The organism is Leifsonia shinshuensis (assembly GCF_022606355.1).
Lineage (GTDB): Bacteria > Actinomycetota > Actinomycetes > Actinomycetales > Microbacteriaceae > Leifsonia > Leifsonia shinshuensis_B.
Window position 1 is genome coordinate 243,772 of the sequence record NZ_JAHHZQ010000005.1, and the last position, 22,403, is coordinate 266,174.

General features: G+C 72.2%; 26 protein-coding genes. 10 read left to right on the plus strand and 16 right to left on the minus strand.

All coding sequences use genetic code 11. The features are described from left to right. Positions 1-4 precede the first annotated feature (4 nt). Genes KNO15_RS19865 through KNO15_RS19890 form a run of 6 tightly spaced genes read right to left on the minus strand, consistent with a single transcriptional unit; the run spans position 5 to position 5,566 of the window. Positions 5-901 carry a LysR family transcriptional regulator gene (locus tag KNO15_RS19865; RefSeq protein WP_241705550.1) on the minus strand — a complete coding sequence of 299 codons (897 nt, stop codon included), beginning with the start codon at positions 899-901 and terminating at the stop codon, positions 5-7. A 33-nt stretch (positions 902-934) separates the two neighbouring features. Beyond that, on the minus strand, positions 935-2,176 hold the full coding sequence (locus tag KNO15_RS19870; RefSeq protein ID WP_241705551.1) for a sensor histidine kinase: 1,242 nt from the start codon (positions 2,174-2,176) through the stop codon (positions 935-937). Beyond that, complete coding sequence (locus KNO15_RS19875) at positions 2,173-2,856, minus strand: response regulator transcription factor (RefSeq protein WP_241705552.1); 684 nt, start codon at positions 2,854-2,856, stop codon at positions 2,173-2,175. The genes KNO15_RS19870 and KNO15_RS19875 overlap by 4 nt, the downstream gene beginning before the upstream one ends. A 38-nt stretch (positions 2,857-2,894) precedes the next feature. Further along, positions 2,895-3,626: an FAD:protein FMN transferase gene (locus KNO15_RS19880; protein ID WP_241705553.1), complete on the minus strand. Its 732-nt coding sequence runs from the start codon at positions 3,624-3,626 to the stop codon at positions 2,895-2,897. Positions 3,627-3,643: 17 nt separating this feature from the next. Beyond that, positions 3,644-4,159, minus strand: a complete 516-nt coding sequence (locus KNO15_RS19885; RefSeq protein ID WP_241705554.1) for an FMN-binding protein — start codon at positions 4,157-4,159, stop codon at positions 3,644-3,646. Between the two features lie 15 nt (positions 4,160-4,174). Next, positions 4,175-5,566, minus strand: a complete 1,392-nt coding sequence (locus tag KNO15_RS19890) for a ferredoxin reductase family protein (protein ID WP_241705555.1) — start codon at positions 5,564-5,566, stop codon at positions 4,175-4,177. A gap of 138 nt (positions 5,567-5,704) precedes the next feature. Between KNO15_RS19890 and KNO15_RS19895 the strand changes: the two genes are divergently transcribed. Further along, positions 5,705-6,865 carry a cation:proton antiporter gene (locus KNO15_RS19895; protein ID WP_241705556.1) on the plus strand — a complete coding sequence of 387 codons (1,161 nt, stop codon included), beginning with the start codon at positions 5,705-5,707 and terminating at the stop codon, positions 6,863-6,865. Here KNO15_RS19895 and KNO15_RS19900 read toward each other — a convergent pair. Further along, a complete protein-coding gene (locus KNO15_RS19900) occupies positions 6,849-7,115 on the minus strand; it encodes a metal-sensitive transcriptional regulator (protein WP_241705557.1) in 267 nt (88 codons plus the stop codon). The genes KNO15_RS19895 and KNO15_RS19900 overlap by 17 nt on opposite strands. A 2-nt stretch (positions 7,116-7,117) precedes the next feature. Beyond that, positions 7,118-7,294, minus strand: a complete 177-nt coding sequence (locus KNO15_RS19905) for a hypothetical protein (protein ID WP_241705558.1) — start codon at positions 7,292-7,294, stop codon at positions 7,118-7,120. Between the two features lie 88 nt (positions 7,295-7,382). On the opposite strand from KNO15_RS19905, the gene KNO15_RS19910 reads away from it, so the two are divergent. From KNO15_RS19910 to KNO15_RS19930, 5 genes are all read left to right on the plus strand, one after another. Beyond that, on the plus strand, positions 7,383-9,035 hold the full coding sequence (locus tag KNO15_RS19910) for an FAD-dependent oxidoreductase (RefSeq protein WP_241705559.1): 1,653 nt from the start codon (positions 7,383-7,385) through the stop codon (positions 9,033-9,035). 149 nt (positions 9,036-9,184) lie between these two features. Next, positions 9,185-9,556, plus strand: a complete 372-nt coding sequence (locus KNO15_RS19915) for a hypothetical protein (protein WP_241705560.1) — start codon at positions 9,185-9,187, stop codon at positions 9,554-9,556. A 16-nt stretch (positions 9,557-9,572) separates the two neighbouring features. Further along, a complete protein-coding gene (locus tag KNO15_RS19920) occupies positions 9,573-10,169 on the plus strand; it encodes a ferric reductase-like transmembrane domain-containing protein (RefSeq protein WP_241705561.1) in 597 nt (198 codons plus the stop codon). 44 nt (positions 10,170-10,213) lie between these two features. Beyond that, complete coding sequence (locus tag KNO15_RS19925) at positions 10,214-11,458, plus strand: NADH-ubiquinone oxidoreductase-F iron-sulfur binding region domain-containing protein (protein ID WP_241705562.1); 1,245 nt, start codon at positions 10,214-10,216, stop codon at positions 11,456-11,458. Next, entirely contained in the window at positions 11,458-11,685 is a 228-nt protein-coding gene (locus tag KNO15_RS19930; RefSeq protein WP_241705563.1) for a ferredoxin, read from the plus strand. The genes KNO15_RS19925 and KNO15_RS19930 overlap by 1 nt, the downstream gene beginning before the upstream one ends. A 928-nt stretch (positions 11,686-12,613) precedes the next feature. Here KNO15_RS19930 and KNO15_RS19935 read toward each other — a convergent pair. The 3 genes from KNO15_RS19935 to KNO15_RS19945 form a co-directional block, all read right to left on the minus strand. Then, positions 12,614-13,339: a cytochrome b N-terminal domain-containing protein gene (locus KNO15_RS19935; RefSeq protein WP_241705564.1), complete on the minus strand. Its 726-nt coding sequence runs from the start codon at positions 13,337-13,339 to the stop codon at positions 12,614-12,616. Then, positions 13,336-13,485, minus strand: coding sequence for a hypothetical protein (locus KNO15_RS19940; RefSeq protein WP_241705565.1), 150 nt, complete (start codon positions 13,483-13,485; stop codon positions 13,336-13,338). Before KNO15_RS19940 ends, KNO15_RS19935 begins: the two co-directional genes overlap by 4 nt. A gap of 84 nt (positions 13,486-13,569) precedes the next feature. Then, complete coding sequence (locus tag KNO15_RS19945) at positions 13,570-13,872, minus strand: DUF5652 family protein (RefSeq protein ID WP_241705566.1); 303 nt, start codon at positions 13,870-13,872, stop codon at positions 13,570-13,572. A gap of 110 nt (positions 13,873-13,982) precedes the next feature. On the opposite strand from KNO15_RS19945, the gene KNO15_RS19950 reads away from it, so the two are divergent. Both KNO15_RS19950 and KNO15_RS23415 read left to right on the plus strand, forming a co-directional pair. Beyond that, positions 13,983-14,474, plus strand: a complete 492-nt coding sequence (locus tag KNO15_RS19950) for a pyridoxamine 5'-phosphate oxidase family protein (RefSeq protein ID WP_241705567.1) — start codon at positions 13,983-13,985, stop codon at positions 14,472-14,474. Then, on the plus strand, positions 14,471-15,370 hold the full coding sequence (locus tag KNO15_RS23415; protein ID WP_241705568.1) for a universal stress protein: 900 nt from the start codon (positions 14,471-14,473) through the stop codon (positions 15,368-15,370). The genes KNO15_RS19950 and KNO15_RS23415 overlap by 4 nt, the downstream gene beginning before the upstream one ends. On the opposite strand, the gene KNO15_RS19960 is transcribed toward KNO15_RS23415, so the two are convergent. The 5 genes from KNO15_RS19960 to KNO15_RS19980 all read right to left on the minus strand — a co-directional run bounded on the left by KNO15_RS19960 (position 15,325) and on the right by KNO15_RS19980 (position 20,920). Then, the gene (locus KNO15_RS19960; protein ID WP_241705569.1) at positions 15,325-16,452 is read right to left on the minus strand and encodes a bactofilin family protein; all 1,128 of its coding nucleotides are present in this window, start codon (positions 16,450-16,452) and stop codon (positions 15,325-15,327) included. The two genes, KNO15_RS23415 and KNO15_RS19960, sit on opposite strands and share 46 nt — an antisense overlap. Positions 16,453-16,615: 163 nt before the next feature. Then, the gene (locus tag KNO15_RS19965) at positions 16,616-17,260 is read right to left on the minus strand and encodes a response regulator (RefSeq protein ID WP_208041177.1); all 645 of its coding nucleotides are present in this window, start codon (positions 17,258-17,260) and stop codon (positions 16,616-16,618) included. Next, on the minus strand, positions 17,257-18,912 hold the full coding sequence (locus KNO15_RS19970) for a GAF domain-containing sensor histidine kinase (protein ID WP_241705570.1): 1,656 nt from the start codon (positions 18,910-18,912) through the stop codon (positions 17,257-17,259). Before KNO15_RS19970 ends, KNO15_RS19965 begins: the two co-directional genes overlap by 4 nt. 103 nt (positions 18,913-19,015) lie before the next feature. Further along, entirely contained in the window at positions 19,016-19,915 is a 900-nt protein-coding gene (locus KNO15_RS19975; protein ID WP_241705571.1) for a universal stress protein, read from the minus strand. A 12-nt stretch (positions 19,916-19,927) separates the two neighbouring features. Beyond that, positions 19,928-20,920: a zinc-binding alcohol dehydrogenase family protein gene (locus tag KNO15_RS19980; protein WP_241705572.1), complete on the minus strand. Its 993-nt coding sequence runs from the start codon at positions 20,918-20,920 to the stop codon at positions 19,928-19,930. Positions 20,921-21,067: 147 nt separating this feature from the next. On the opposite strand from KNO15_RS19980, the gene KNO15_RS19985 reads away from it, so the two are divergent. Both KNO15_RS19985 and KNO15_RS19990 read left to right on the plus strand, forming a co-directional pair. Then, positions 21,068-21,982, plus strand: coding sequence for a universal stress protein (locus tag KNO15_RS19985; protein ID WP_241705573.1), 915 nt, complete (start codon positions 21,068-21,070; stop codon positions 21,980-21,982). Beyond that, positions 21,969-22,388 (plus strand): pyridoxamine 5'-phosphate oxidase family protein, encoded by a 420-nt coding sequence (locus KNO15_RS19990; protein WP_241705574.1) that lies wholly within the window; start codon positions 21,969-21,971, stop codon positions 22,386-22,388. The genes KNO15_RS19985 and KNO15_RS19990 overlap by 14 nt, the downstream gene beginning before the upstream one ends. The last annotated feature ends 15 nt before the right edge of the window (positions 22,389-22,403 follow it).

Below are 22,403 nucleotides of genomic sequence, written 5' to 3' on the forward strand. Positions count from 1 at the left end.
ACCCTCACACCCCCGCGCCGACGACCTCCAGCAACCGCCGCACCGCACCGGGCAGTCCCGCGTTGCTGCGCCGCCACACCGCGGTCAGTGGCCGGATGATCCGCAGCTGCCGCACCGGTACCTTCACGAGCGTCTCGGCCGCGAGCTGCTCGCGCACGGCGAGGATGCTCAGCACGGCGGGGTGGTCGCCCGCCGCGGCCGTGGCGCGGATGGCGCTCGTCGACGACAGCTCCAGCGCGGGCCGCACGGGAGGGTGCCCGGCCGAGGAGGCGGCGCGCTCGTAGGCGAGGCGGGTGCCTGAGCCGCTCTCCCGCGCGACGACGGGCGTCCGCGCCAGCTCTTCGATCGAGACGCCGCGTGCGCGGCCCGCCCACGGGTGGTCGCGCCCGACCACGACCACGAGCTCGTCCGAGCCGAAGGTGGCGTGCTCCAGACCGGCCGGCAGCTCGGGTGTCTCGATGAATCCGACCGCGGCCGCTCCGCTGCGCACCGCGGCCGCGACGGCCTCGCTGTTCGCGGCGGTCAGCTCGATCAGCAGTTCGGGCGACTCGGCGTGCATGGCGGTGAGCCAGCGCGGCGCCAGGTTCTCCGCGATGGTCATGCTGGCCGCGATGCGGAGGCTGCCGTGCGACGACTCGCGCAACGACAGCACGCTCGCGTCGAACCGGTCTGCGGCGTCGAGCACCTCGGCCGCCCACTCGGCGACCAGTGCGCCCGCCTCGGTGGGCCGGGTCCCGTGCGAGCTGCGCACCATCAGAGCGGTGCCGAGTTCGCGCTCGAGAGCGGCGAGCCGGGCGGAGGCCGCCTGCTGGCTGAGACCGACGGCATGCGCCGCCTGCGAGACGCTGCCGCGCTCGACCGTCTGCACCAGCAGCCGCAGGCTCAGGATGCTCGGGGTCACACCGGCCCTCCCGTTCTGCGGCTCACCACTCCTTCATTCTGCGGCACCGGAGGTACTGCCGCGTTCACTGCGTGCCCGCGGCAACCGCACGACGACCTCCGCGCCGCCGCCCGGCGCGGCCGCCGCCGCCACCGCGCCGCCGTGCCGGTCCACCACCTCGGCGACCAGGGCCAGGCCGAGCCCGTAGTGCCGTTCGTGGCCCACATCTCCGGTCGTCGCCCGCGTGGAGGCGAACCGGTCGAACGCGTGCTCCTCGTCGACGAACCCGGGGCCGTCGTCCGACACCGTCAGCGTCACCTCGTCTCGGGAGGCCGACACGTCGACGCCGACCCGGGACGCCGCGTGATCGAGCGCGTTGTCGACCAGCGCGACGATGAGTCGCCGCAGGGAGACCGGAGCCCCGGTGACCACGGCGTCCTCCGCCGCGCGCGTCGTGATCGCGATGCCGCGCTCGTGGGCGCGCCCCTCGGCCGAGCGCGCCACCACCGCGGCGAGCGCCCCGAGGTCGACGCCCTCCGCTTCCGCGCTCTGGCGCGGGTCTGCCGCGGTGAGCAGGTCCTCGACGATCTCGGTCAGCGCCCGGCTGTCGTCGACGATCTCGTCGAGCCCGTCGCGGAGGTCGTCGGCCGATGCGGAGACGTCGCCGCCGGCCAGGCGCCGCCGCAACAGTTGCGCCCGTGTGCTCAGCAGGGTGAGCGGCGTGCGCAGCTCGTGGCCCGCGTCGGCGACGAACCGCCGTTGCAGCGCCAGCGCCTCCGACATCGGGCGCATCGAACGGCGGGCGAGGAGGAGGCCGATGCCCGCTGCAGCGACCGCCGCGATCAGCCCGGAGACGACGAGCGCGACTATCAGGCGGTCCTGCTCCTCCTCCAGCTCGCCGAGCCCGTACGAGACCTGCACGACCTTGCCGCGCCGCACGTCGGTCTGGGTCAGGTAGCTCCGGCCGCCCGCCTCCACGGTGTCCAGCCGCGAGCCGCCGTTCCGGATGACGTCCTGCAGCGCGGCCTCGTCCGGCAGGCCTTTCGGGAGCTGCGGCGAGCTGTCCCTGCTGCCATCCGGCATCACGACCGTGATCAGGAGGTTGCGGGGCGCGTCGTGCACCGAGTCGACCATCGAGGCGTCGGAGAGCGCTCGGTGGGCCGCCTCGTTCTGGCCGGTGGTGACGACGAAGTAGGCGACCCCGCCCAGCACGGCGAAGAGGGCGACGATGAGGAGCGCGAACTGCACGGCCAGCCGGGTGGAGGCCGCACGCAGCTCGCGCTGGTCCGCCCTCATTCCAGGCCGCCCAGGCGGTAGCCGACGCCGCGCACGGTCTCGATCAGCGCGCGCCCGAACTTCTTGCGGAGGTGGTGCACGTACGTGTCGACCACGCCGGGGTCGTCGGCGTCGGCGAACACCTCGTCGAGCAGCACGCCGCGCGAGAAGACCTGGTCCGGCCGGCGGGCCAGCAGCTCGAGGAGGCCGGCCTCCCGGTCGGAGAGCACGGTGCGCGCGCCGTCGGCGAGCGTCACGGTGCGGCTGCCGACGTCGAGCCTCCCGCCGGGGAACCGCACCGTCGGCACGTTCGACCACGCGCGCCGGACCAGGCCGCGGACCCGTGCCAGCAGCTCGTCGATGTCGAACGGCTTGGCCAGGTAATCCTCGGCTCCCGCGTTCAGTCCGTCGACGCGGTCGGGTGCGGTGCCGAGCGCGGAGAGGATCAGGACGGGCGTCGTCACGCCGCTGTTGCGCAGCCCGGCCAGAACGCCGAGCCCGTCGACGGCGGGGAGGCCGCGGTCGAGCACGACGGCGTCGAACGCCTGGGTGAGCCCGAGGTGCAGCGCGCGCTGCCCGTCGCGGGCGACCTCCACGTCGTACCCGTCGGAGCGCAGCAGCGTCTCGAGCATGCCCGCGAGGCGGCTGTCGTCCTCGGCGACCAGCACGCGCGGGCCTTCGGTGCGGGAGGCAGCGCTCATGCCCACAGCATAGGAGGCCTGCTCGGAACCCTCCGTGCTCACCCCTCGGTCTCCGCCCGGGCGAAGGCCAGGTCGCCGAGGCCGAGCAGCGTCCCGTCGGCCGCGACCGCCAGCACCGCGCGGGCGCCGTGGCCGAGTGCCCAGCGCACGCCGTGCGGACCGATCGCGAACACGGCGGTCGCCAGCAGGTCGGCGGTCGTCAGGTCGTCGGCGACGACCGTCGCGCTGCGCAGCAGCGTCGCGGGGGCTCCTGTGCGCCCGTCGACGATGTGGGCGCCGCGCTCGTAGGCGCCCGACGTCGCGACGCCACCGTCCCTCACCTCCAGCACGGCCAGCATGTCGGTGGCGCTGTCGGGGGAGCGGACCGCGACGTGCCACGGCCTGCCGTCGCCCGGACTGCCGGCGACGGCCACGTCTCCACCGGCGTTGAGGCAATAGTCGCGCAGGCCCTCCTCGGCGAGCACGCGCGCGGCCCGGTCGGCGGCCCAGCCCTTCACGACACCGTCGAGGTCCCAGCCGCCCTCGGGCCGGTGGATGCGGAATGCCCCGCTCGAGGCCCCGGCCATCGCCGAGCCGAGTGCCACGACCTCCCGGAACTCGTCGCTGACCCCGGCGAGGTCGCCGCCACGCGCGTTCACGCGGCTGAGCTCGCTGTCGGGCCGGTAGGCGCTGAATCGTGCGTCGGCCGCCCGCAGCACCGCGAACGCGCGCTCGGCGGCCTCGGTCGAGTCGCGCGGGTCGCGCACGTCGATCGACATGGGGATGCCCATGACGGTCTCCAAGAACCTCATCGCTGGTCGATCGCCGACTGCAGCGACTGGATGTAGCCCTCCGACGTATAGGTCGCCCCGGAGACGGTGTCGATCTGCGCCGACTGCTTCGACAGCGTCTCCTGCTGCAGGATCGGCAGCGCCTGCGAGTTGATCTCGACGTCGCGGCCGCTCTCGCTCGGGTACTGCACGGTGTCGACCGCGGTGATCGTCGTGCCGGAGAACGTCACCTTCACCTGCACCGGCCCGTAGCGCGTGTCGACGGCCGAGCCGGTGACGGTCTTGGTGGCCGACGCGGCGGAGGCCGCGGGAGCGGTGGCGGTCGCGGAGGGCGTCGGGGTCGCATCGGGCGTCGCGGTCGTGCTCGGCGACGTGGAGGTCGTCGTGCCCGATGCCGAGGTCGACACGTGCACAGAGGTCTGAGCGCTGGAGGCCTGCTCGCCCACCCCGTACAGCTTGAGGCCGACGGTCGCGCCCATCGTCACGAGGATCACGGTGAAGAGGATCGTGCCACGCCACGACTTGCTATTCATGAGGGCTCCGTTCGTTCATGACATGCTCAGCTCTTCCCGGTGGATGAAGCGCTTGGGCATGCGCAACTCCTTCAGTGTGGCCTCCACGTGCTCCGCCATGCCCTCGGGGCCGCAGATGAACGCCTCCCAGTTGTGGGCGTCGGGGACGATCCGGGCGAGGTATCCGGGGCCGAGCGGATCGTAGCCGAGCTCGGTGCGCCGGCCCACCAGCGGGTAGACGGTGACGCCGGGCATCGAGGTGAGCTCGTCCAGCAGCGCGAGCTGCTCCGGCCTGCTCACCCGGTAGAGGACGACGGGCCGGGCGCCGCGGGCGACCAGGTCCTCCGCGAGGGCACGGATCGGCCCGATCCCGGCTCCGCCCGCGATGAGGAGGATCTTGCCGCGGCTCGCGCGGTCGGCGGTGAAGTGGCCGAACGGGCCCTCCGCGAAGACCAGGGTGCCCGGCTTGAGCGCCGCGAGCCGGCTGGAGTGGTCGCCCAGCGTGCCGACGGTGATCCGCAGGCGACCGTCCGACGGCACGGCGGACACCGAGTACGGGTGCGCCGTGCCCAGGTGCCCCCACGCGACGAAACGGAACAGCAGGAAGTTGCCTGCCCGCACGCCCAGCCGGTCGATGTGCGGGCCGGTGAGCCAGACGCTGTTGAGGCCGTGTCCCTCGGGGACGACGGCGGCGACGCGCATCCGTCGCTGCCAGGCGTCCATCGTCGGGAGGATGAACCGCCAGGTCAGCACGGCGGACGCAGTGCCGAGGTAGAGCGCGATCCAGAGCACCCGGTTGAGTGGGTTCGACACGAAGTGGGCGCCGCCGCTGAGCTGGTGCAGGAAGGTGAGGAAGATCGCGGCATAGGTCGTGACGTGCAGCCAGTACCAGACCTCGTACGACAGCTTCGTCCGGATCAGGCGCGCGCTGCTGAGCCCGACCGCCAGGAACGCGAGGGTGCCGACGAGCGCGGGGAGCATGTCGGGGTAGGAGTAGTAGACGTTCCAGAACTCGTCCCACGGCGTGGCCTTGTCGACCACCTCGGTGCCCAGCACGATGAAGACGACGTGCACGACGATGAGGAAGATGACGGAGGCGCCGAGCGAGCGGTGCCAGGACACGAGCTTGTCGAGTCCGACCGCGTTCTCGAACCAGGGGATCCGCGCGATCAGCAGCACCTGGTAGCAGACCAGAAGGGCGCCGACCATGCCGCTCAGCTCACCGATCGAGGTGATCGCGTTCGCCGGGGTGGAGGCGAAGTTCGCCGGGACGCTGAACCACCACATCCCGAGCACCACGACGACGCTCGCCACGAGCACGACGCGCACGGTGCGCGCACTGCGCCGGTGCCGCACCGCGGTGCCGCGACGCGGCCTCCTCGCGGGGTCCGTGGTGGGGGCCGTCGTGGCGGCCCAGGTCTCTGCCATGAGTCCAACGATGCCGGGCGAATCTTTGTGCATTCTTACGTGAGCTGAAAGTCGGCTAAGGATCGGCTATGCACTGGGCCGGACGCGCATGACGGGTGTCGTCACGCGGGACCCCTCCGCTCCCGCTACGGTTCCCTCATGAGCTTCGCCCTGCTCGCGCTGGTGGTTGCGGTCGGCCTGCTCGGTCCGATCGCGTCGGCCCGGGCGCGCTGGCGTGTGCCGGTGGTGGTGGGCGAGCTCGTGGGCGGTCTCATCATCGGCACATCCGGATTCCGGCTCGTCGACCCCACGAACGACGACTTCACCCTCCTCGCCCAGATCGGTTTCGGGCTGACGATGGTCGTGGTCGGGTCGCAGGTGCCGCTGCGGGATCCGGATGTGCGCGCCGCCTTCGCGCGCGGCGCCCTGGGCGCGGCCGCGGTCGGGGCGGCCTCCGCGGTGCTGGCCGCTCTGCTCGCCCTGGTGTCCCACTCCGGTCACGGACTGCTCTACGGCGTGCTGCTGGCCTCGTCGTCCGCCGCGCTCGTGCTGCCCATGCTGCAGTCGGTCGGCATCGGCAAGCGGTCGGCGGCGCAGCTCGTCGCGCAGATCGCGGTGGCGGACGTGGTGTGCGTCGTGGTGCTCCCGCTCGTGATCGAGCCCGCGCGGGCGCTCTCGGCGGGGATCGGCCTGCTGGTGATCGCCGCCATCACCGTCGGCCTCGGTTTCGTCCTGGTCCGGTTCGTCCGCTCGGGGCGGCGCCAGTTCGTCCACGCGTACTCCGAGCGGCGACGCTTCGCCCTGGAGCTGCGGTTCAGCCTCCTGGTGCTGTTCTCGTTCGCCGCCATCGCGCAGTTCGCGCACCTGTCGATCATGATCGCCGGCTTCGCGCTCGGGCTGCTGCTGTCGGCCGTGGGGGAGCCGCACCGGCTCGCCCGCCAGCTGTTCGGGATGACCGAGGGCTTCTTCGGTCCGCTGTTCTTCGTGTGGCTCGGGGCGTCGCTCGACCTGCGCGAACTCGTCGCGCACCCGGCGATGATCCTGCTCGGCCTCGCTCTCGGCGCCGGCGCGGTGCTGGCGCACCTGGCCTCGCGCGCGGCCGGCCTCCCGTGGGCGCAGGCGGTCGCCTCGGCCGGGCAGCTCGGCGTGCCGGTGGCAGCGGTCACCCTCGGCCTGGAGACGAACACCCTCGCGCCGGGCGAGGGCGGCGCGATCCTGCTCGGCGCGCTGGTCAGCGTCGCCACGTCGGCGATCTCGATCGCCGCGGTCGCCCGGAGGCAGCAGGCGGGCGGGCCGGCGCGGGCTACGCCAGCGTCATGAAGAGCTTCTCGAGCTCCTCGACCGTCATCGGGTCGGTCGTGTCGTCCGGATCGTCGAGGCATTTCTGCATCGCGGTGGCGATGATCTGGAACCCGGCCTTGTCGAGCGCGCTGGAGACGGCCGCGAGCTGGATCACCACGTCGCGGCAGGAGCCGCCGTTCTCGACCGCTGCGATCACCGCGCCGAGCTGACCCTGCGCGCGGCGCAGTCGGTTGAGCACGGGCTTGGTGTCGGCGGGCTGGCGTGCCACGATCAGCTCCGCCCGAACAGGCGGCCGAAGAATCCCGCGCCGTCGGCGGGCGCGGCGGCGTCGGTGTGGCCTGCGCACCACTGGGCCGCGGGGACGCGACGCCGCACGTCGTCGACGTGCTGGCCGCAGCCGTTCCAGGTGGTCTTGCCGCAGGTCGAACAGGTGACGGGATAACACATGGTGGGTCCTCTCGGGGGATTCGGATACCCCCGGAGGTATAGTACGATACACCGGGGGGTATACGCAATCGCATCGAGAGGACCCACTATGAAGATCGTGATCGTCGGCGGTGTCGCCGGTGGCATGTCGGCGGCGACGCGGCTGCGCCGACTGGACGAGACCGCGCAGATCGTCGTCTTCGAGCGCGGGCCCTACGTCTCGTACGCCAACTGCGGCCTCCCTTACCACGTCGGCGGAGTGATCCCCGACCGGTCGTCGCTGCTGCTGCAGACACCGCAGTCCCTCGCCGCGCGGTTCCGCCTCGACGTGCGCACCGGGCACGACGTGCTCTCGATCGACGCCGCCAGGCGCACCGTCACGGTGCTCCACCCGGCGAGCGGCGACACGTTCGTCGAAGGGTATGACGAGCTGATCCTGGCCGTCGGCGCCTCTGCGCGCGCGGCGGTCGGGCACTCCTCGATTCCCACGCACACGCTGCGCACGGTGGAGGACGTGGATGCGATCGGCGCGCTGGTGGACGCGGCGGCCGACCACCCGTCGGCCCTGGTCGTCGGCGGCGGCTTCATCGGGCTGGAGGCCGTGGAGAACCTCGTGCGCCGCGGCATCCACGTCACCATCGCTCAGCGCGGCCCGCACCTCCTGAGCCCGCTCGACCCCGAGATGGTCGCACCGGTCGAGGCTCAGCTGCGCGGGCACGGTGTCGACGTGCGCACCTCGGTGACCGTCGACACGGTCGCCGACGGCGCCGTCCTCCTCAGCGACGGAGGCGTGCTGCGGCCCGACTTCATCGTCGACGCCTCGGGGGTCGTGCCGAGCGTCGACCTCGCCTGCTCCGCCGGCCTCCGGCTGGGCCCGACCGGCGGCATCGCCGTCGACGAGCGCAACCGCACGAGCGACGGGCACATCTTCGCGGTGGGCGACGGCGTCGAGAAGGTCGATGCGCTCTCGGGCGAGGCCGCCCTGGTGACCATGGCGGGGCTCGCCAACCGGCACGGGCGGTCGGTGGCCGATGTGATCGCGGGTCGCGAGGAGCGCAATGCTCCGGCGCTCGGCACGGCCATCGTGAAGGTCTTCGACGTCGTCGCCGCCAAAGTGGGCTGGAGCGAGCGGCAGCTGGTCGCCGCCGGGCGCGACCACCGCGTCATCCACACGCATCCGGCATCGCACGCGACCTACTACCCCGGCGCGCAGACGATGTCGATGAAACTGCTGGTCGAGCCGGCGACCGACGCCATCCTCGGGGCCCAGATCGTCGGCGGCGAGGGGGTCGACAAGCGGATCGACGTGATCGCCGTCGCGATGGCCGGAGGAATCACCGCTTCGGCGCTGGCGCGGCTCGAGCTCGCGTACGCCCCGCAGTTCGGTTCCGCGAAAGACCCGGTCAACCAGCTCGGCTACGTCGCCGACAACCTGCGCACCGGTGCGGCACGCACGGTGCAGTGGCACGAACTGGCCACGGCGCAGGAGGCCGGCGCCACCGTGGTCGACGTGCGAACCGCCGCCGAGCACGCGGCCGGCGCCATCCCCGGCGCGGTGAACCTCCCGGTCGACGAGTTGCGCGACCGCCTCGGCGAACTGCCGGCCGGTCCGATCGTCGTGCACTGCCAGGTCGGTCAGCGCGGCCACACCGCGGCGCGCATCCTGGCCCAGCGCGGCTACGACGTCGTCAACCTCGACGGCGGCTACCGCACGTGGGCCGCAGGGGTCGCGAGCACGGCCCGGGAGCTCGCCGCGGCCTGAGCCGGTGCGGCCCGAATCGCCGCGCCGGCCTGAGCCAACGGAGAGGAGATCATCAGGCGCTCCCCACGTCACGTAAGAATCCGTCAAGAAATCGCCGGAAGGCTGGAACCGACGAAGACCGACGGACGACGACGGATGAGGGAGGGCCCATGGCGACCTGGACGCGAGGCAAGCGGACAGCCGGTGTGCTGACAGGGGTGATCGGGGTCGCGAGCGTGACCGCGGCCGGCGCCGTCTCCGCCGTGCTGTTCGCCACGACGCCCACCACGCACGCGGCGGCACCGCACGTGCTCCCGACCGGGCGGCCGTCGACACCGACGACCGCCGCTCCGCCGCCCACCACGGCGCCGTCGTCGGTGAGCCCGGCACCCGCGGCGCCGGCGGCCCCGGCTCCCGCTCCCGCGCCCGCCACGCAAGCCCCTGCCGTCCCCGCTCCTGCACCGGCGGCTCCGGCTCCCGCTCCCGCCCCGGTGCAGCCGAGCCAGGGCGGCGGGGCCAGCGGCACGTCGTCAGGCTCCTGATGAGCCGGCCGCTCTGATGTCCGAACTCCTCTGGGCCGCCGGCCGCGCCTCCGGCCTCATCGCGCTGGCGCTGTTCACCGTGTCCGTGCTTCTGGGGATCGTCATCCGTTCCGGGCGCCCGCTGCCGGGCCTGCCGCGATTCTCCGTGTCGCTGATCCACCGCAACGTGTCGCTGCTCGCGTGCGTCTTCCTCGCGCTGCACGTGGGGACGCTGCTGTTCGACTCGTATGCGAAGCTCTCCCTGCTGGACGTCGTGGTGCCGTTCGCCGGGGCGTTCAAGCCGTTCTGGCAGGGGCTCGGCACCGTCGCGTTCGATCTCGTCGTCGCCATCGTGATCACCGGTCTGCTGCGTCGCCGGATCGGTCAGCGCGCGTTCCGCTTCGTGCACTGGTTCACGTACGCCATGTGGCCGATCGCGCTGACGCACGCCATCGGCAACGGCACGAACGGCACCAGCCGCTGGTTCCTGCTGCTGAGCGCCGCCTCGACAGCGCTCGTGGCCGGTGCGGTGATCTGGAGGCTGTCGTCGCGGTTCGTCGAGCACTCGCGCGCCCGGCGCGTCGCCACCGGATACACCTCCGGCCCGATGACCAGACACGACGACACCCGCTGAACGACGACCGACGGTGAAGGACGACCTAGCGTGAAGGACGACTGATGACGATGACCACGGAGCCGACCACCTCCCGGGCGGCGGGCCGGGCGGTGGACGCCGGCCGGCTGTTCGCCGCCGGCGTGCATGCCGACCTCGACGCGCACCGTCGCGCCTACGGCGACCTGCCGGTCCGCAACCCCGACGCGATGCTCGCCGAGCTGGAGGCCTCCGGTCTGACAGGGCGCGGGGGCGCGGCCTTCCCCGTCCACCGCAAGCTCGCCGCCGCCCGCCAGGCCGCGGGCGGCCGTCGCGGCAGAGCGCCGATCCTGATCGCGAACGGCACAGAGGGGGAGCCGCTCAGCTCGAAGGACGCGGTGCTGCTGCGCAACGCACCGCACCTCGTCATCGACGGGCTGCTGTCGGCGGCACGGACGATCGCCGCCCGCAATGTCCTCATCGTCGCGGAGGGCGATTCCCTCCGAGCCGTCGAGCGCGCGATCGCCGAGCGGCCAGACGCACGGGGTATCGAGGTCGTCGAGGGCGCAGAGGGGTTCGTGTCGGGCGAGGCGAGCGCGCTCGTCAACCTCATCGGGAACGATGATCCGCGCCCCGTCGACCACACCGCGCGACTGACGACGGCCGGGCTGCGCGGGCGCCCCACGGTCGTGCAGAACGTGGAGACCCTCGCCCACCTCGCGCTGGTCGCGCGGCGCGGCGCCACCTGGTTCCGCTCCGTCGGCGACCCCGTCGATCCGGGCACCCGGCTGGTCACCGTGAGCGGAGACGTGCCGAGAGAGGGCGTCTTCGAGGTCCGCACCGACGCCACGATCCGGGAGGTGCTTGCCGCGCTCCGGCCGGACTTCGGCGCGATCGCCGCGGCCCTCGTCGGCGGATACCACGGAGCATGGGTGCCGGAGCGCTCCTTCGACCTCCCGTTGACGGCTCTGGACCTCGCGCCCTTCGACGCGACGCCCGGTGCCGGCATCATCCGGGTACTGGGCGCCGATCACTGCGCGCTCTCGGCGACGGCACGCATCGTGCGCTACCTGGCCGAGCAGAGCACCGGCCAGTGCGGGCCGTGCGTGTTCGGCCTCCCCACCATGGCGGACCGCTTCTCGGCGATCGCGTCGGGGCACGCGCCGATCGAGAACGCGGCCGACCTCACGCGCCTCGCCGGGCTCGTCGTCGGTCGCGGCTCGTGCCATCACCCGGACGGGACGGCGCGGCTGGTCCGCAGCGCGCTCGCGGTGTTCGCGGAGGACGTGCGGTCGCACGCCAGGGGACGCTGCGTGCGGAGGTCGCGGTGATGACCGCGCCGGCCCTGCACATCGATTGGACGCGCTGCGACGGCCGCGGCCTGTGCGCCGAGATCCTCGACCGAGCGCTCACCCGCGACGACTGGGGCTACCCGGTCTCGTTGCGCGGCGCCGAGGGCGGCCGCTCGGACGTGCCGCTGAGCCCCGATGAGCTCGACGCGGCCGACGCCGCCGTCGCGCTCTGTCCCGTGCTGGCGCTCTCGCGGGTGGCCCGGTAGTAGTCGCGCCAGATGACGCGGTGCAGCGGGATCCACCGCGGGATCGTCCGCAGCCCGGGGATGAACGGGAGCAGCGCGAGCAGCAGCGTCAGCGCACCCATGATCAGTACGACGACGAGGTCGACGTTCGGCAGCGAGGCGAACGGCTCGATCTGGTAGAAGAACGAGAACAGCCAGAGCCAGGCCTGGCCCGGCGTGTTCCCGGTCTCGTTCATCATCCCCCACTGATCACCGGTGAGGTGCTGGTTCGCCGCGAGGTTCTGGAAGTACTGGCCGTCGCCGAGGAACAGGATGGCGGAGGTGCGGTTCAGCGGGTAGAAGCCGCCCTGGCCGGCGAGGGCGCCGTCGAGGCCGCCGCTGCGCGCCATCGCGCTCAGCGCCCCGATCATCGCGGGCACCGGTCCTTCGCCGGCGGTCGGCCTCGGGAGGCTGTGCCCGGTGTCGGCGGCGAGCGCCTTGGCGTACGCGTCCGTCCATCGCGCCTTCTGCGCGGCGGAGGCCGAGGTCCAGCGGGCGACGGCGGACGGCACGGACGGGAGCGTCTGCAGCGGCCCGATGACGAAGGCCTTCGCCGTGTCGATCGGCAGCCGCACGCCGGAGAGGCTCTGCAGGTCGATCGGCCCGAGCCTTTGGGTGGCGCCTTGCGTGTGGTTGTACGGCGGTCCGTACTGCGCGGTCGCGCTCGTTCCTCCCAGCTCCGCGGTCGCGGTGGCGGCGAAGTCGACCGGGTCGCTCGACGACCACGTGGCGAACGTGACGGGCGGCTCGTCCGGGGATCCGAAGACCCCGGCCAGCCCGAGCGTGACGGCGGCGACGACGACGAACCCGATGGCGACCTCCTTGAACAGGTCGTAATCGCGGACGCGACCCTGCCACGGTCGGCTGGCAAGGTCGTGTCCGGCCTTCCAGGTCATGCTCGGCCTGCGCGTCATCGCGGCCCCTCCGATTCGTTCCACGGGTGGACGACCTGATCGTCGTGCTCGGTGGCGTCGATCGGCGGGACGACGCCGTGGACGCGAACGAGGAGGACGTGCAGCACGACGATCGCGCCGACGCCGATCGGCAGCAGCACGATGTGCCAGGCGAACATCTGCCCGAGATCGGCGACATCGAACCACGCGCCGATCCCGACCGCGTTGAGTGCGTCCTTGCCCTCGAAGGCGATCCACTGCGAGTCGAAGTTCGTCTGCAGGAGGTAGCCGGTGAACGCGGCCGCGATCGACACCGCGAATGCGATCACCCCGGTGACCCAGGTCAGCACCCGGCCCCCGCGCCAGGCGGCCATCCAGTACTTGCCCCACAGGTGCACGACCATCAGCAGGAAGAACAGCTCGACGCTCCACAGGTGGACGGAGTTCGTGAAATGCCCGAGGCCGGAGGTGTGGTACCACTGCGGCCCGTTGAGGCTGAGGACGAGCCCGGAGATGATCACCACGCCGAGCGCGGCGAGGGAGGCCATCCCGAACACGTAGATCCACGACGACACGTAGCTCGGCTGATCCTGCGGCAGCAGCTTCTGCGGCGGCAGCCGCTTCAGCAGCCAGCGCCGGGTGCGGCCCGTCCAGGTGTAGATCTCCTCCTGCGGGCTCTGCGGGCTCTGCGGGCTCTGCGGGCTCTGCGGGCTCTGCGGGCTCTGCCGCTCCTGCGTGCTCATCGCCGGCGCCGCGCCTTCGGGAACGGGAGCAGCAGTGCCAGCGCGAACAGCACCAGCATGACCACGATCACGATCAGGTTGCCGAGCTGGATGGTGAACGCGCCCCAGCCGAGGTAGATGCCCGGTGCGCTTGCGACGATCTCCACGGTGACCTCCTCCGTTACCGTCAGCTTCCGCCCGCGGACGGCGCGGGGAACGGGCCGAAGGTCCCGCGGAGGCGTCGCCCGCGCTCAGGTCTCCTGCGGGTGTCCGCCCTGCTCCGGCTCGCCGGTGACCTGCAGGATCGCGAGTTCGTCGAGCTCGCCCCTGCGATGGTGACGGTCGACCCCGAACAGGTAGACGGCGTCGAGCACGCCGAGCGTGTTGGTCAGCAGCAGGGTGACGAACCAGGGCTTGCTGCCGTTCCTGGCCGCGCGCCACAGCGACGCGCCCTTCCAGGCGAGGCTCCAGGCGACGACAGCGACGACCACTGCACGGCCGGATGCCGGCACCTCGTGCATCCCCATCGGGGACCCTCCGTTGTGGTTTCTCATGCGGCCATTCGACCGCTCGGGGGGTGTGTGCGGCAAGGGTCGAAAGTCCTTACCGGCGGGCGCGAACGGGGAGCATGCTCGACTGCGAACGACGACCGTGAGGAGTCCGCATGCCGACCGAGATGAACCGTGACGAGATCGACGACCTCCTGAGCAGTGGGCTCGTCGGCCGCTTGGGGATGATCGATCACGGGCAGCCGTACGTGGTCCCGATCTCCTATGCCTACATCGACAGCGCCGTGTATTGCCACAGTGCGCAGGGTCGGAAGGTGCAAGCGCTGCGGGCGCAACCCGAGGTGTGCTTCGAGGTGGACGAACTGGAGCACATCGACCGGTGGCGCAGCGTGGTCGCCTGGGGGCGTTTCGAGCAGCTGGTCGGCGCACCGGCCAAGCGAGCCATGGAGCTTCTGGTCGACCGCTTCCGCCCGCTCGTCCCTGTGGCCGCGGACGGCCATCAGGGAGCAGAGCTCGGGATGATGCGCACGCTGGACATCCCCCGGCTTCCCGGGGCGCAGGCCATGATCGGCCGCCCGGCCGCAGCTGCCGTGGTGTTCCGGGTGAACCTGCACACACTGACCGGTCGCCGGGAAGGCGAGTGGTGAGCGTGGTCGCAGACGGGCGCACGGTCGTCGGGTTCGACGGGTCGTCCTCGGCGTGGCGGGCACTCGACTGGGCGGCCGACAGGGTGGCGCAGCGCGGCGGTGTCCTCGAGGTGGTGCACGCCATCGACACACGCCTCGGAGGCGCCGTGCTCGGTCCCCGGTTCGGGCTCGACACCAGCGTCGAGGTCGAGCTTCGCGAGGCGGCGGGACACGTGCGCGCGATGGCGCCGGGTGTCACCGTCGAGACGCGATGGGTCGATGGTCCGCCGGCGAGCGCACTGCTGAGGGAGTCCGCGACGGCGGCGCTCCTGGTGGTCGGAACGGACAAGCGTCCCGACCGGCCGGGAACGCGGATCGGGACGCTGCCCCTGAAACTGGCGGCGAAGTCCGATTGCCCGGTCGCGGTGATCCCCGACTCGCCGCGCCCGGAGCGCAACGTGGTCGTCGTCGGCGTCGACCGCTCCGGGTTCGCGCGGTCGGCTCTCGCTCTGGCGGTGACGGAAGCGAGTTGGCGGGGCGCGCAGATCGAGGCCGTTCACGCGTGGGACGTGCCAGAGGCCTTGCAGCGGGCGCTGGACTCCGATGAAGGCGCCGACCAGGCGTTCCTCGAACGCGAGCAAGCGGTGATCCCCGACGCGATCGCCGAGGTGCCGATCGCGCGAGCGGCGAAGATCACGCCGATCGTCGTGCGGCAGAACCCGGCGGCGGCTCTCGTCGAGCACGGCGTCGGTGCCGCGGCCATCGTGGTGGGTTCCCGTGGACGGGGCCGGTTCGTGGCCTCCCTGCTCGGGTCCGTCAGCCACGACGTGCTGCTGAACCTGCCCTGCCCGGTGCTGGTCACTCCCCGAGACTACGGTTTCGTCACGCCGGGTTCGGCGGATGACAGCGACTGGTGATCGGTTCGTTCCGACCGGGGCTTCGTGCTCCAGGGTTGCCGGCGATGGATCTCCAGCAGTTCGGCACCCAGGCCGAAGAACACCATCGCGAGCCAGACCAGGATGTTGAGCAGTGGAATCTGGAGCCCGACGATCAGGATCAGGCCTCCGACGAACGACTGCAGCACCGGGTGCGTCGTGCCACGCAGGATCACGCGTCCGAGGTAGTGGGCTCCCACGAGGAACGTCGCCAGCGTCAGCACAGTGAAGACGATGAGGGCGGCGAGAGCGAGGGGGGCTCCGACGATCGTCACGAGGAGGATGAGGAGTCCGATCGGGACCACGACCGCGGCGACGAACCCGACGAGCAGTGCGCGCCACGGGGAGAGCAGGAGACGATCGGTGACACCGCCGAGGACGCGAGGCAGCAACAGGGCGGCGACCACGGTGATGAGGCTGAGCGCCACGATCGCATAGAGAAGGCCGATGAGCCAGGCCAGCGCCGCCGCCCAGGGCGAGATCTCCGGCCGCGACGGCTGTTGCGGCTGGACATGTGTCACCACGCCGCCGACCGCGCCGTCAGCGATGTGCGCAGTGCTGCTGCTCGAGTAGGTCACGTCGCCGCCGACCGTTCCGTCGATGCTCAGATCGGTCGCGCTGACGACGAGATCCCTTCCGACGGCACCCGCGACGTCGATGGTGCTCGCTGTCGCGACGATGTCCTTTCCGACGGTCCCGTGACCGTCGATCAGGAGACTCCCGGCGATGATCGTGCCGCTGCGCGTGACGTGGCCGCTGATGGTGACGCTCTGGGCGGCCAATCGCACGTTCCCGTCGACGCGCCCGCTGATCGAGATCGTCTGCGCCGCGGCGATCACGTCGCCGGTGACGTCTCCGCTGATGGTGACGGTCTGGCCGGCGGCATAGACGTCACCGTCGACCGTTCCGGGGACGTCGACCGTGAGACCGCCGTAGAAGTGCGGTCCCGCTCCGCTCGAGGGTGGGCTGGTCGCGGGTGCCGCCGCACCCCCGAGAGACACGCTGAGAAACCCGGCGACCGCCAGAGCGGCGACGACCCGGAGGGTGTGCGAGCGAACCTTCATTTCGATCCCCTGAGACTCTGTCCGACGTCGAGACCCTGCCCGACGTCCGGACGCGGTCGGCCGTGCGGAGACCGCACGCTCAGGATGGGGCGACGCAGGTGCTCCCCGTAGGGCCATAGGTCCTCCGCCACCGGAGGAGTCCGATCGGGAGCCCGGACCCCGGTCAGGCGTGGCCGCGGTGCTCGAGATGGAGCACTGCGGCCTGCGTCCGCCGCTCCAGGCCGAGCTTGGCCAGGAGCGAGCTCACGTAGTTCTTCACCGTCTTCTCGGCCAGGCCGAGGCGTTCGGCGATCTGGCGGTTGGTGCGGCCGTCGGCGATGAGCGCGAGGACCTGGCGCTCGCGGAGGCCGAGGGCGGCGAAGCGGGGATCGTCCGCCTGCTCCCGCATCGTCGCCGTGACACGATCGGCGATCCGGGGGTCGATCAGTCGCTTTCCGCGGAAGGCGGCGCGGATGTCGTCGAGGAGGCTGCTCGCCCGGATGTCCTTCACGACATAGCCGTCGGCGCCGGCGATGATCGCGCTGCGCAGCGCGTCCTCGTCGTCGTAGGCGGTGAGCATGAGGCAGCGGATCCCCGGCTCGGCCTGTTTGACGGCCCGGCAGACGTCGATGCCGCTGCCGTCGGGCATCCGCACGTCGAGCACGGCGACGTCCGGGCGCACGGCCAGGATGCGGCCGCGCGCCTGCGCCGCCGTCTCGGCCTCGCCCACGACCTCCATGTCGTCCTGGGCGTCGATCAGGGCCGCGATGCCCCGCCGCACGATCTCGTGGTCGTCGGCGAGGAACACCTGGATCGGCGGTCGACTCATGGTGTCCTCCCGGCAGGCGCCGGCGTAGGCGCCGGCACCGGGAGCCGCAGGCGCAGCCGGGTGCCCTGGGCCGTGGACTCGATGGCGAGCACGCCCGACCTCCGCTCCGCGCGCTCGCTCAGATTGCGGAGGCCGCTGCGGCGGGAGGTCTCTCCCATCCCGCTGCCGTCGTCGGCCAGGTCGACCGTGATCTCGTCCGCTGTGGCCACGACGTCGACCGTCGCGGTGTCGGCGCGCGCGTGCCGGACGACGTTCGTGAGCCCTTCCCGCACGAAGGCGGCGATGTCGTCGGCGAGCCCGGGGTCGGAGACGACGTCGACGGGGCCGGAGAACGAGACGGTCGCCGGGCGGGGGAGGGCATCGCCGACCTCCTGGACGATGTCGAGCAGCCGGTGCCGGAGGCTCGACGTCTCCTCCTGCCTGCGTGACAGCGAGAAGATGGCCGTGCGGATCTGCGCGATCGTGTCGTCGAGCGATCGGACGGTGGTGTCGATCCGTTCGGCGAGGCGGCCAGGTCCGAGCGCCGACTCGATGCTCTGCAGCTCGAGCCCGGTTCCGAACAGCTGCTGGATGACGTGGTCGTGGAGGTCGCGTGCGATCCGCGCCCGATCCTCCAGCAGCACGACGCGCTCCCGGTCGGCGCGGGCCTCGGCCAGTTCCATCGCGATGGCCGCCTGCCGGGCGAACGCCACCGTCCGTTCCAGGTCGAACGCCGAGAACGGGAGGTCGTCGGACGCCCGCGCGGCGATCAGGATCTCCGGCTCGCCCGTCCGGCCGTCGAAGGGCACGATCAGGGCAGGACCCGGCTCGTCGTCCAGCAGGGCCGGAAGGCCGTTCAGCTCGTCGATCCGCGTCGGCTGGGAGCCCTCGATCGCGCTCCGCACCCGGTCGTTGTCGATCACGAGGCCCGTGGTCCAGGCCCGGCCGTCGCTCGCGCCCAGCAGCCGGAAGGTGCCGTCGTGCTCCTCGGCGGACACCACGAAGGCCCTGGCGCCGACGAGCGCCGCCACGCGCGTCGCGAACTCCTCGTGTGCGCGTGCCGCATCGCTGCCCAGGATGCTCGCCGTCATCTCGGCCGCCGACGCGCTCCAGGCCTGGCGCGCGACGGTCTCCGCGTACAGGCGCGCGTTGTCGATGGCGAACCCGGCGTTGGCGGCCAGCGCCTTGACGAGCTGCTCGTCGTCGTCGGTGAATCCTCCGGCGACCGGGTCGGTGAGATAGAGGTTGCCGTACACCGCGTCGCGCACGGTGATCGGGACGCCGAGGAACGCCGTCATCGGCGGGTGCCCGTCGGGGAAGCCCGAGGAGCGCGGGTCGTCGGCGATGGAGTCGAGCCGGATGGGCCGGGGATCGTCGATGAGTGCGCCGAGGAGGCCGTGGCCCTCCGGGAGGTGGCCGATGCGCGTGACGGCGTCGTCCGCCATCCCGACGTGGATGAACTGCTCCAGGCCTCCGCCCTCGGCGATCACCCCCAGGGCCCCGTACCGGGCTCCGACCAGTTCGACCGCCGCCTCGATGATGGTCCGCAGCACGACGGGAAGGTCGAGGTGCGAGACGACGGCGCGGTTCGCCCGCACCAGTGCCCGCAGGCGCCCCTGGGTGTCGAGGACCTTTCTGGCCTGCTCGACGAGCTCGCCGAGCGCGCGGTCCAACTCAGCGCGGGGCGCGTCGGGGAAGGTGATCGACTCATCGCCGGGAATGACGGGACTCCTCTAGGTGCTGCGGCCGGGCACGAGCCGGGAAGGCGCCGGCCCCTCAAGCGCTGAGTGTATCTCCCACGCGGTCCGCAGGCACCCGTGTATCGTGCCCGACCACGACCGTGGGCGCGGCGAGGTCGAGCACGAGCCCGTGCGAGACCGACCCGAGCCAGGTCCGCTTCCACCCGGTCAGCCGCCTGCTGCCCACGACGAGCATCGACGCGTGCTCCGACTGGACCCGCAGGCCCGAGATCGGGTTCTGGCGGAGCAGGACCGCCGTCACGACCAGTTCGGGATGGGCTTCTCGCACCGTCCGCACGTGATCGTCGAGCAGCTCCCTGCGCTCGGTCTCCTGGGTGTAAACGAACTCGTCGTCCGGCACGACGAGCGGCTGCTCCGACAGCGGCGCGACCCAGCAGTGGACGATCGTCAGCGGTTGGCCGAGCGCCAGCGCCTCCGCCGCCGCGAACCCGAGCGCGAGCCGGCCGACGTCGGAGCCGTCGACACCGACGACCACGCCCGATCGGGCCCCTGCCGCGTCTCGCTCCTCGACGGGGACGACGGCGACCGGACCGGCCGCGGCCGTCGCGAGCTTGGCACCGAGCGACCAGCCGTAGCGGAAGCGCGGGCCGACCCGGTGGCGGGTGCCGACGACCACCAGCGTGTCGGCCGCGGTCTGCGCCGTCAGCAGTTCGAGGGGGTCGCCGACCTGCAGCTCTCCCGACGTGACGGCACCGGGGTCGGACGCCCTGAGGTCCTCCACGCGCGAGTCGAGCCGGTCCTCCTCCTGCTCGGTGGCCCGATCGAGGGCGGCGGCGTCCCCGAGGTAGAGCGCGTGCTCGACGACGTCGAACAGCTCGATCGCCGACCCGGTGGCCCGCGAGCGGCGGAGCGCCCACGAGAGCGCGGCCTCCGAACCCGCGGAGCCGTTCCAGCAGACCACAGTGCGTTCCGGCATCGCCGTTCCCTTCTAAGCAGCGACGCGGAGCACCAGCGAGCCGCTGGCCCTGCCGCGTCGGATGTCGTCGATGGCGTCGTCCAGCGCGTCGAACGGCGCCGCCGTCACGGTCGGCCGCAGCCGGAGGTTGCGGGCGAGCGCGAGGAAGCGCGCGCCGTCCTCCCGGGTGTTCGCCGTGACCGTGCGCAGGTCGCGCTCGCGGAACAGTGCGTCCGTGTAGCTCAGAGGCGGCAGGTCGGACATCTCGATGCCCGCCAGCACCACGGTCCCTCCGCTGGCGGTGGCCCTGAGCGCCACGGGGACGAGTCCGCCGGCCGGAGCGAAGACGATGGCCGAGTCGAGCGGCTCCGGCGGCTCCTCCTCCTCTTCGCCCACGAAGTCGACACCGAGCTCCCTGGCGAGCTCGCGATTGGCCACCCCGCGCGTCAGCGCGAACACGCGTGCCCCCGCGGCCATCGCGAGCTGCGCCGTCACGTGCGCGCTCGACCCGAACCCGTAGATCCCGAGGGTGCCGCCCGGCGGCAGCTGCGCACGCCGCAGCGCGCGGTAGCCGATGATCCCCGCGCACAGCAGCGGTGCGGTCTCGAGCGCGTCGGCATCCGCCGCGATCGGGTAGACGTAGGCGGCGGGCGCGACGAGGTATTCGGCGAAGCCGCCGTCCGCGTCCCAGCCGGTGTACTCCGAGCGCGGGCAGAGGTTCTCCGCGCCCCTCCGGCAGAATGCGCACTGGCCGCAGGTGCGCCGCAGCCAGGCGACACCGACCCGGTCGCCCAGCACGAGGGAGGTGACGCGGTCGCCGACGCCGGTCACCGTCCCGATCGCCTGATGGCCCGGGGTCACCGACGGGCGGTGCACCGGGATCTCGCGGTCGATCACGTGGAGGTCGGTGCGGCAGATCCCGCACACCTCGACGCGCACCAGCACCTCGTCGGGAGCCGGCTCCGGAGTCGGCGCCTCGACCTGCTCCAGGCCGCCGGGCGCTCCGGTCGTTCGCCACGCTCTCATGCCGTCCTCCTCCCGGGGCCGATCCGCCTCGTTCCTGGACGAGTCAAGCCTTCCGGCCGCGCGGGCGCCGGGCCGAAGGTCCCGCGGGACTAAGGACCCTTCGCGACTCGGCCACGCGTCGCGAGACTGCAGCTGGAGGTGTCGCCCATGGAGATCCGGAGGTACGTCGTCGGGGTGGACGGATCGGTGCCTGCGCGCGCGGCCATCCGCTGGGCCGTCGCAGGGGCCCGTGAGCGGGGCGTCGCGGTGACGCTCGTCCAGGTGGCCGACGACGAATGGGGAGCGGTGGGAACCCGCCTCATCGACGAGGTCGACCAGGAGGCGCAGGCGCGTCTGGCGGACGAGGTCGCCTACGCGCGATCGCTCGGCGCCGACGTGGAGATCCACGGCGAGTTGCGGATGGGCAGCCCCATGACCGAGCTGGCGTCCTTCAGCGACGATACGACGATGGTGGTCGTCGGCACGCACAAGACCGGCTTCCACTACGGCCGGGCGTTCGGCTCCCGCAGCCTCCAGCTCGCGAACCTCGCCGTCGGCCCGGTCGCGATCATCCCGGAGGCGGCCTCGCGGATGCGCCGCGGTGTGATCGTCGGCGTCGACGACACCCCGGCCGGCGCCGCGGCGGTCGATCTCGCCGCCGACCTCGCCTGCGACCACCACTGCGAGCTGATGACCGTGCGGTCCTCACAGTCGCACCCGCCGCTCGACGTCGACAGCGACGACGAGCGCCGCGACTGGCAGCTTCGGAGGGACGACGAGGCGCGCGGCTTCCTCGCGTCGGCGGTGGCGCGCGCACGCGCACGGCAGCCGGGGATCGTGATCCGCAGCCGAGTCGTGCGCCGGCCGGCCGGCGCGGCGCTCAACGAGCTCGCCCGGAGCGCGGAGCTCCTGGTGATCGGGGACTCGCGTCGCGCCCGCGCGCAGCTCGGCAGCCTGGGAGCGGTCGCCTACGACGTCCTGCTCAACCTGTCGTCGCCCACGATCGTGGTGCACGCACCGGCTGCGCAGGCGGAGCCCGGCATCGACCGGACGACGGAAGGAGAGAGCCATGTCATCGGATGATCCGGTCCGCGTGCTGGACCGGGACGAATGCCGCGAGATCCTGAAAGGCGGCAGCCTGGGGAGACTCGCGACCGCAGTGGGCGGCGAGCCCGACATCTACCCGGTCAACTTCTACTCGGACGGTTCGAGCATCCTCATCCGCACGGCTCCCGGCACGAAGCTGCTGGAACTGACCGTGCATGACACGGTGGCCTTCGAGACCGACGGCTGGACGGACGACGAGGCGTGGAGCGTCGTCGCCCACGGCCGGGCCAGGCAGCTCGACAGGCAGTCCGAGATCGACGAGGCCGACAAGTCCCCTCTCCAGCCCTGGATCCCCACCCTCAAGTACCGCTATGTCCGCATCGACATCGATCGGATGACCGGCCGACGGTTCCGCCGCGAGCCGGAGCCCGAACGCTGGTGAACCGCCTCCCGGAAG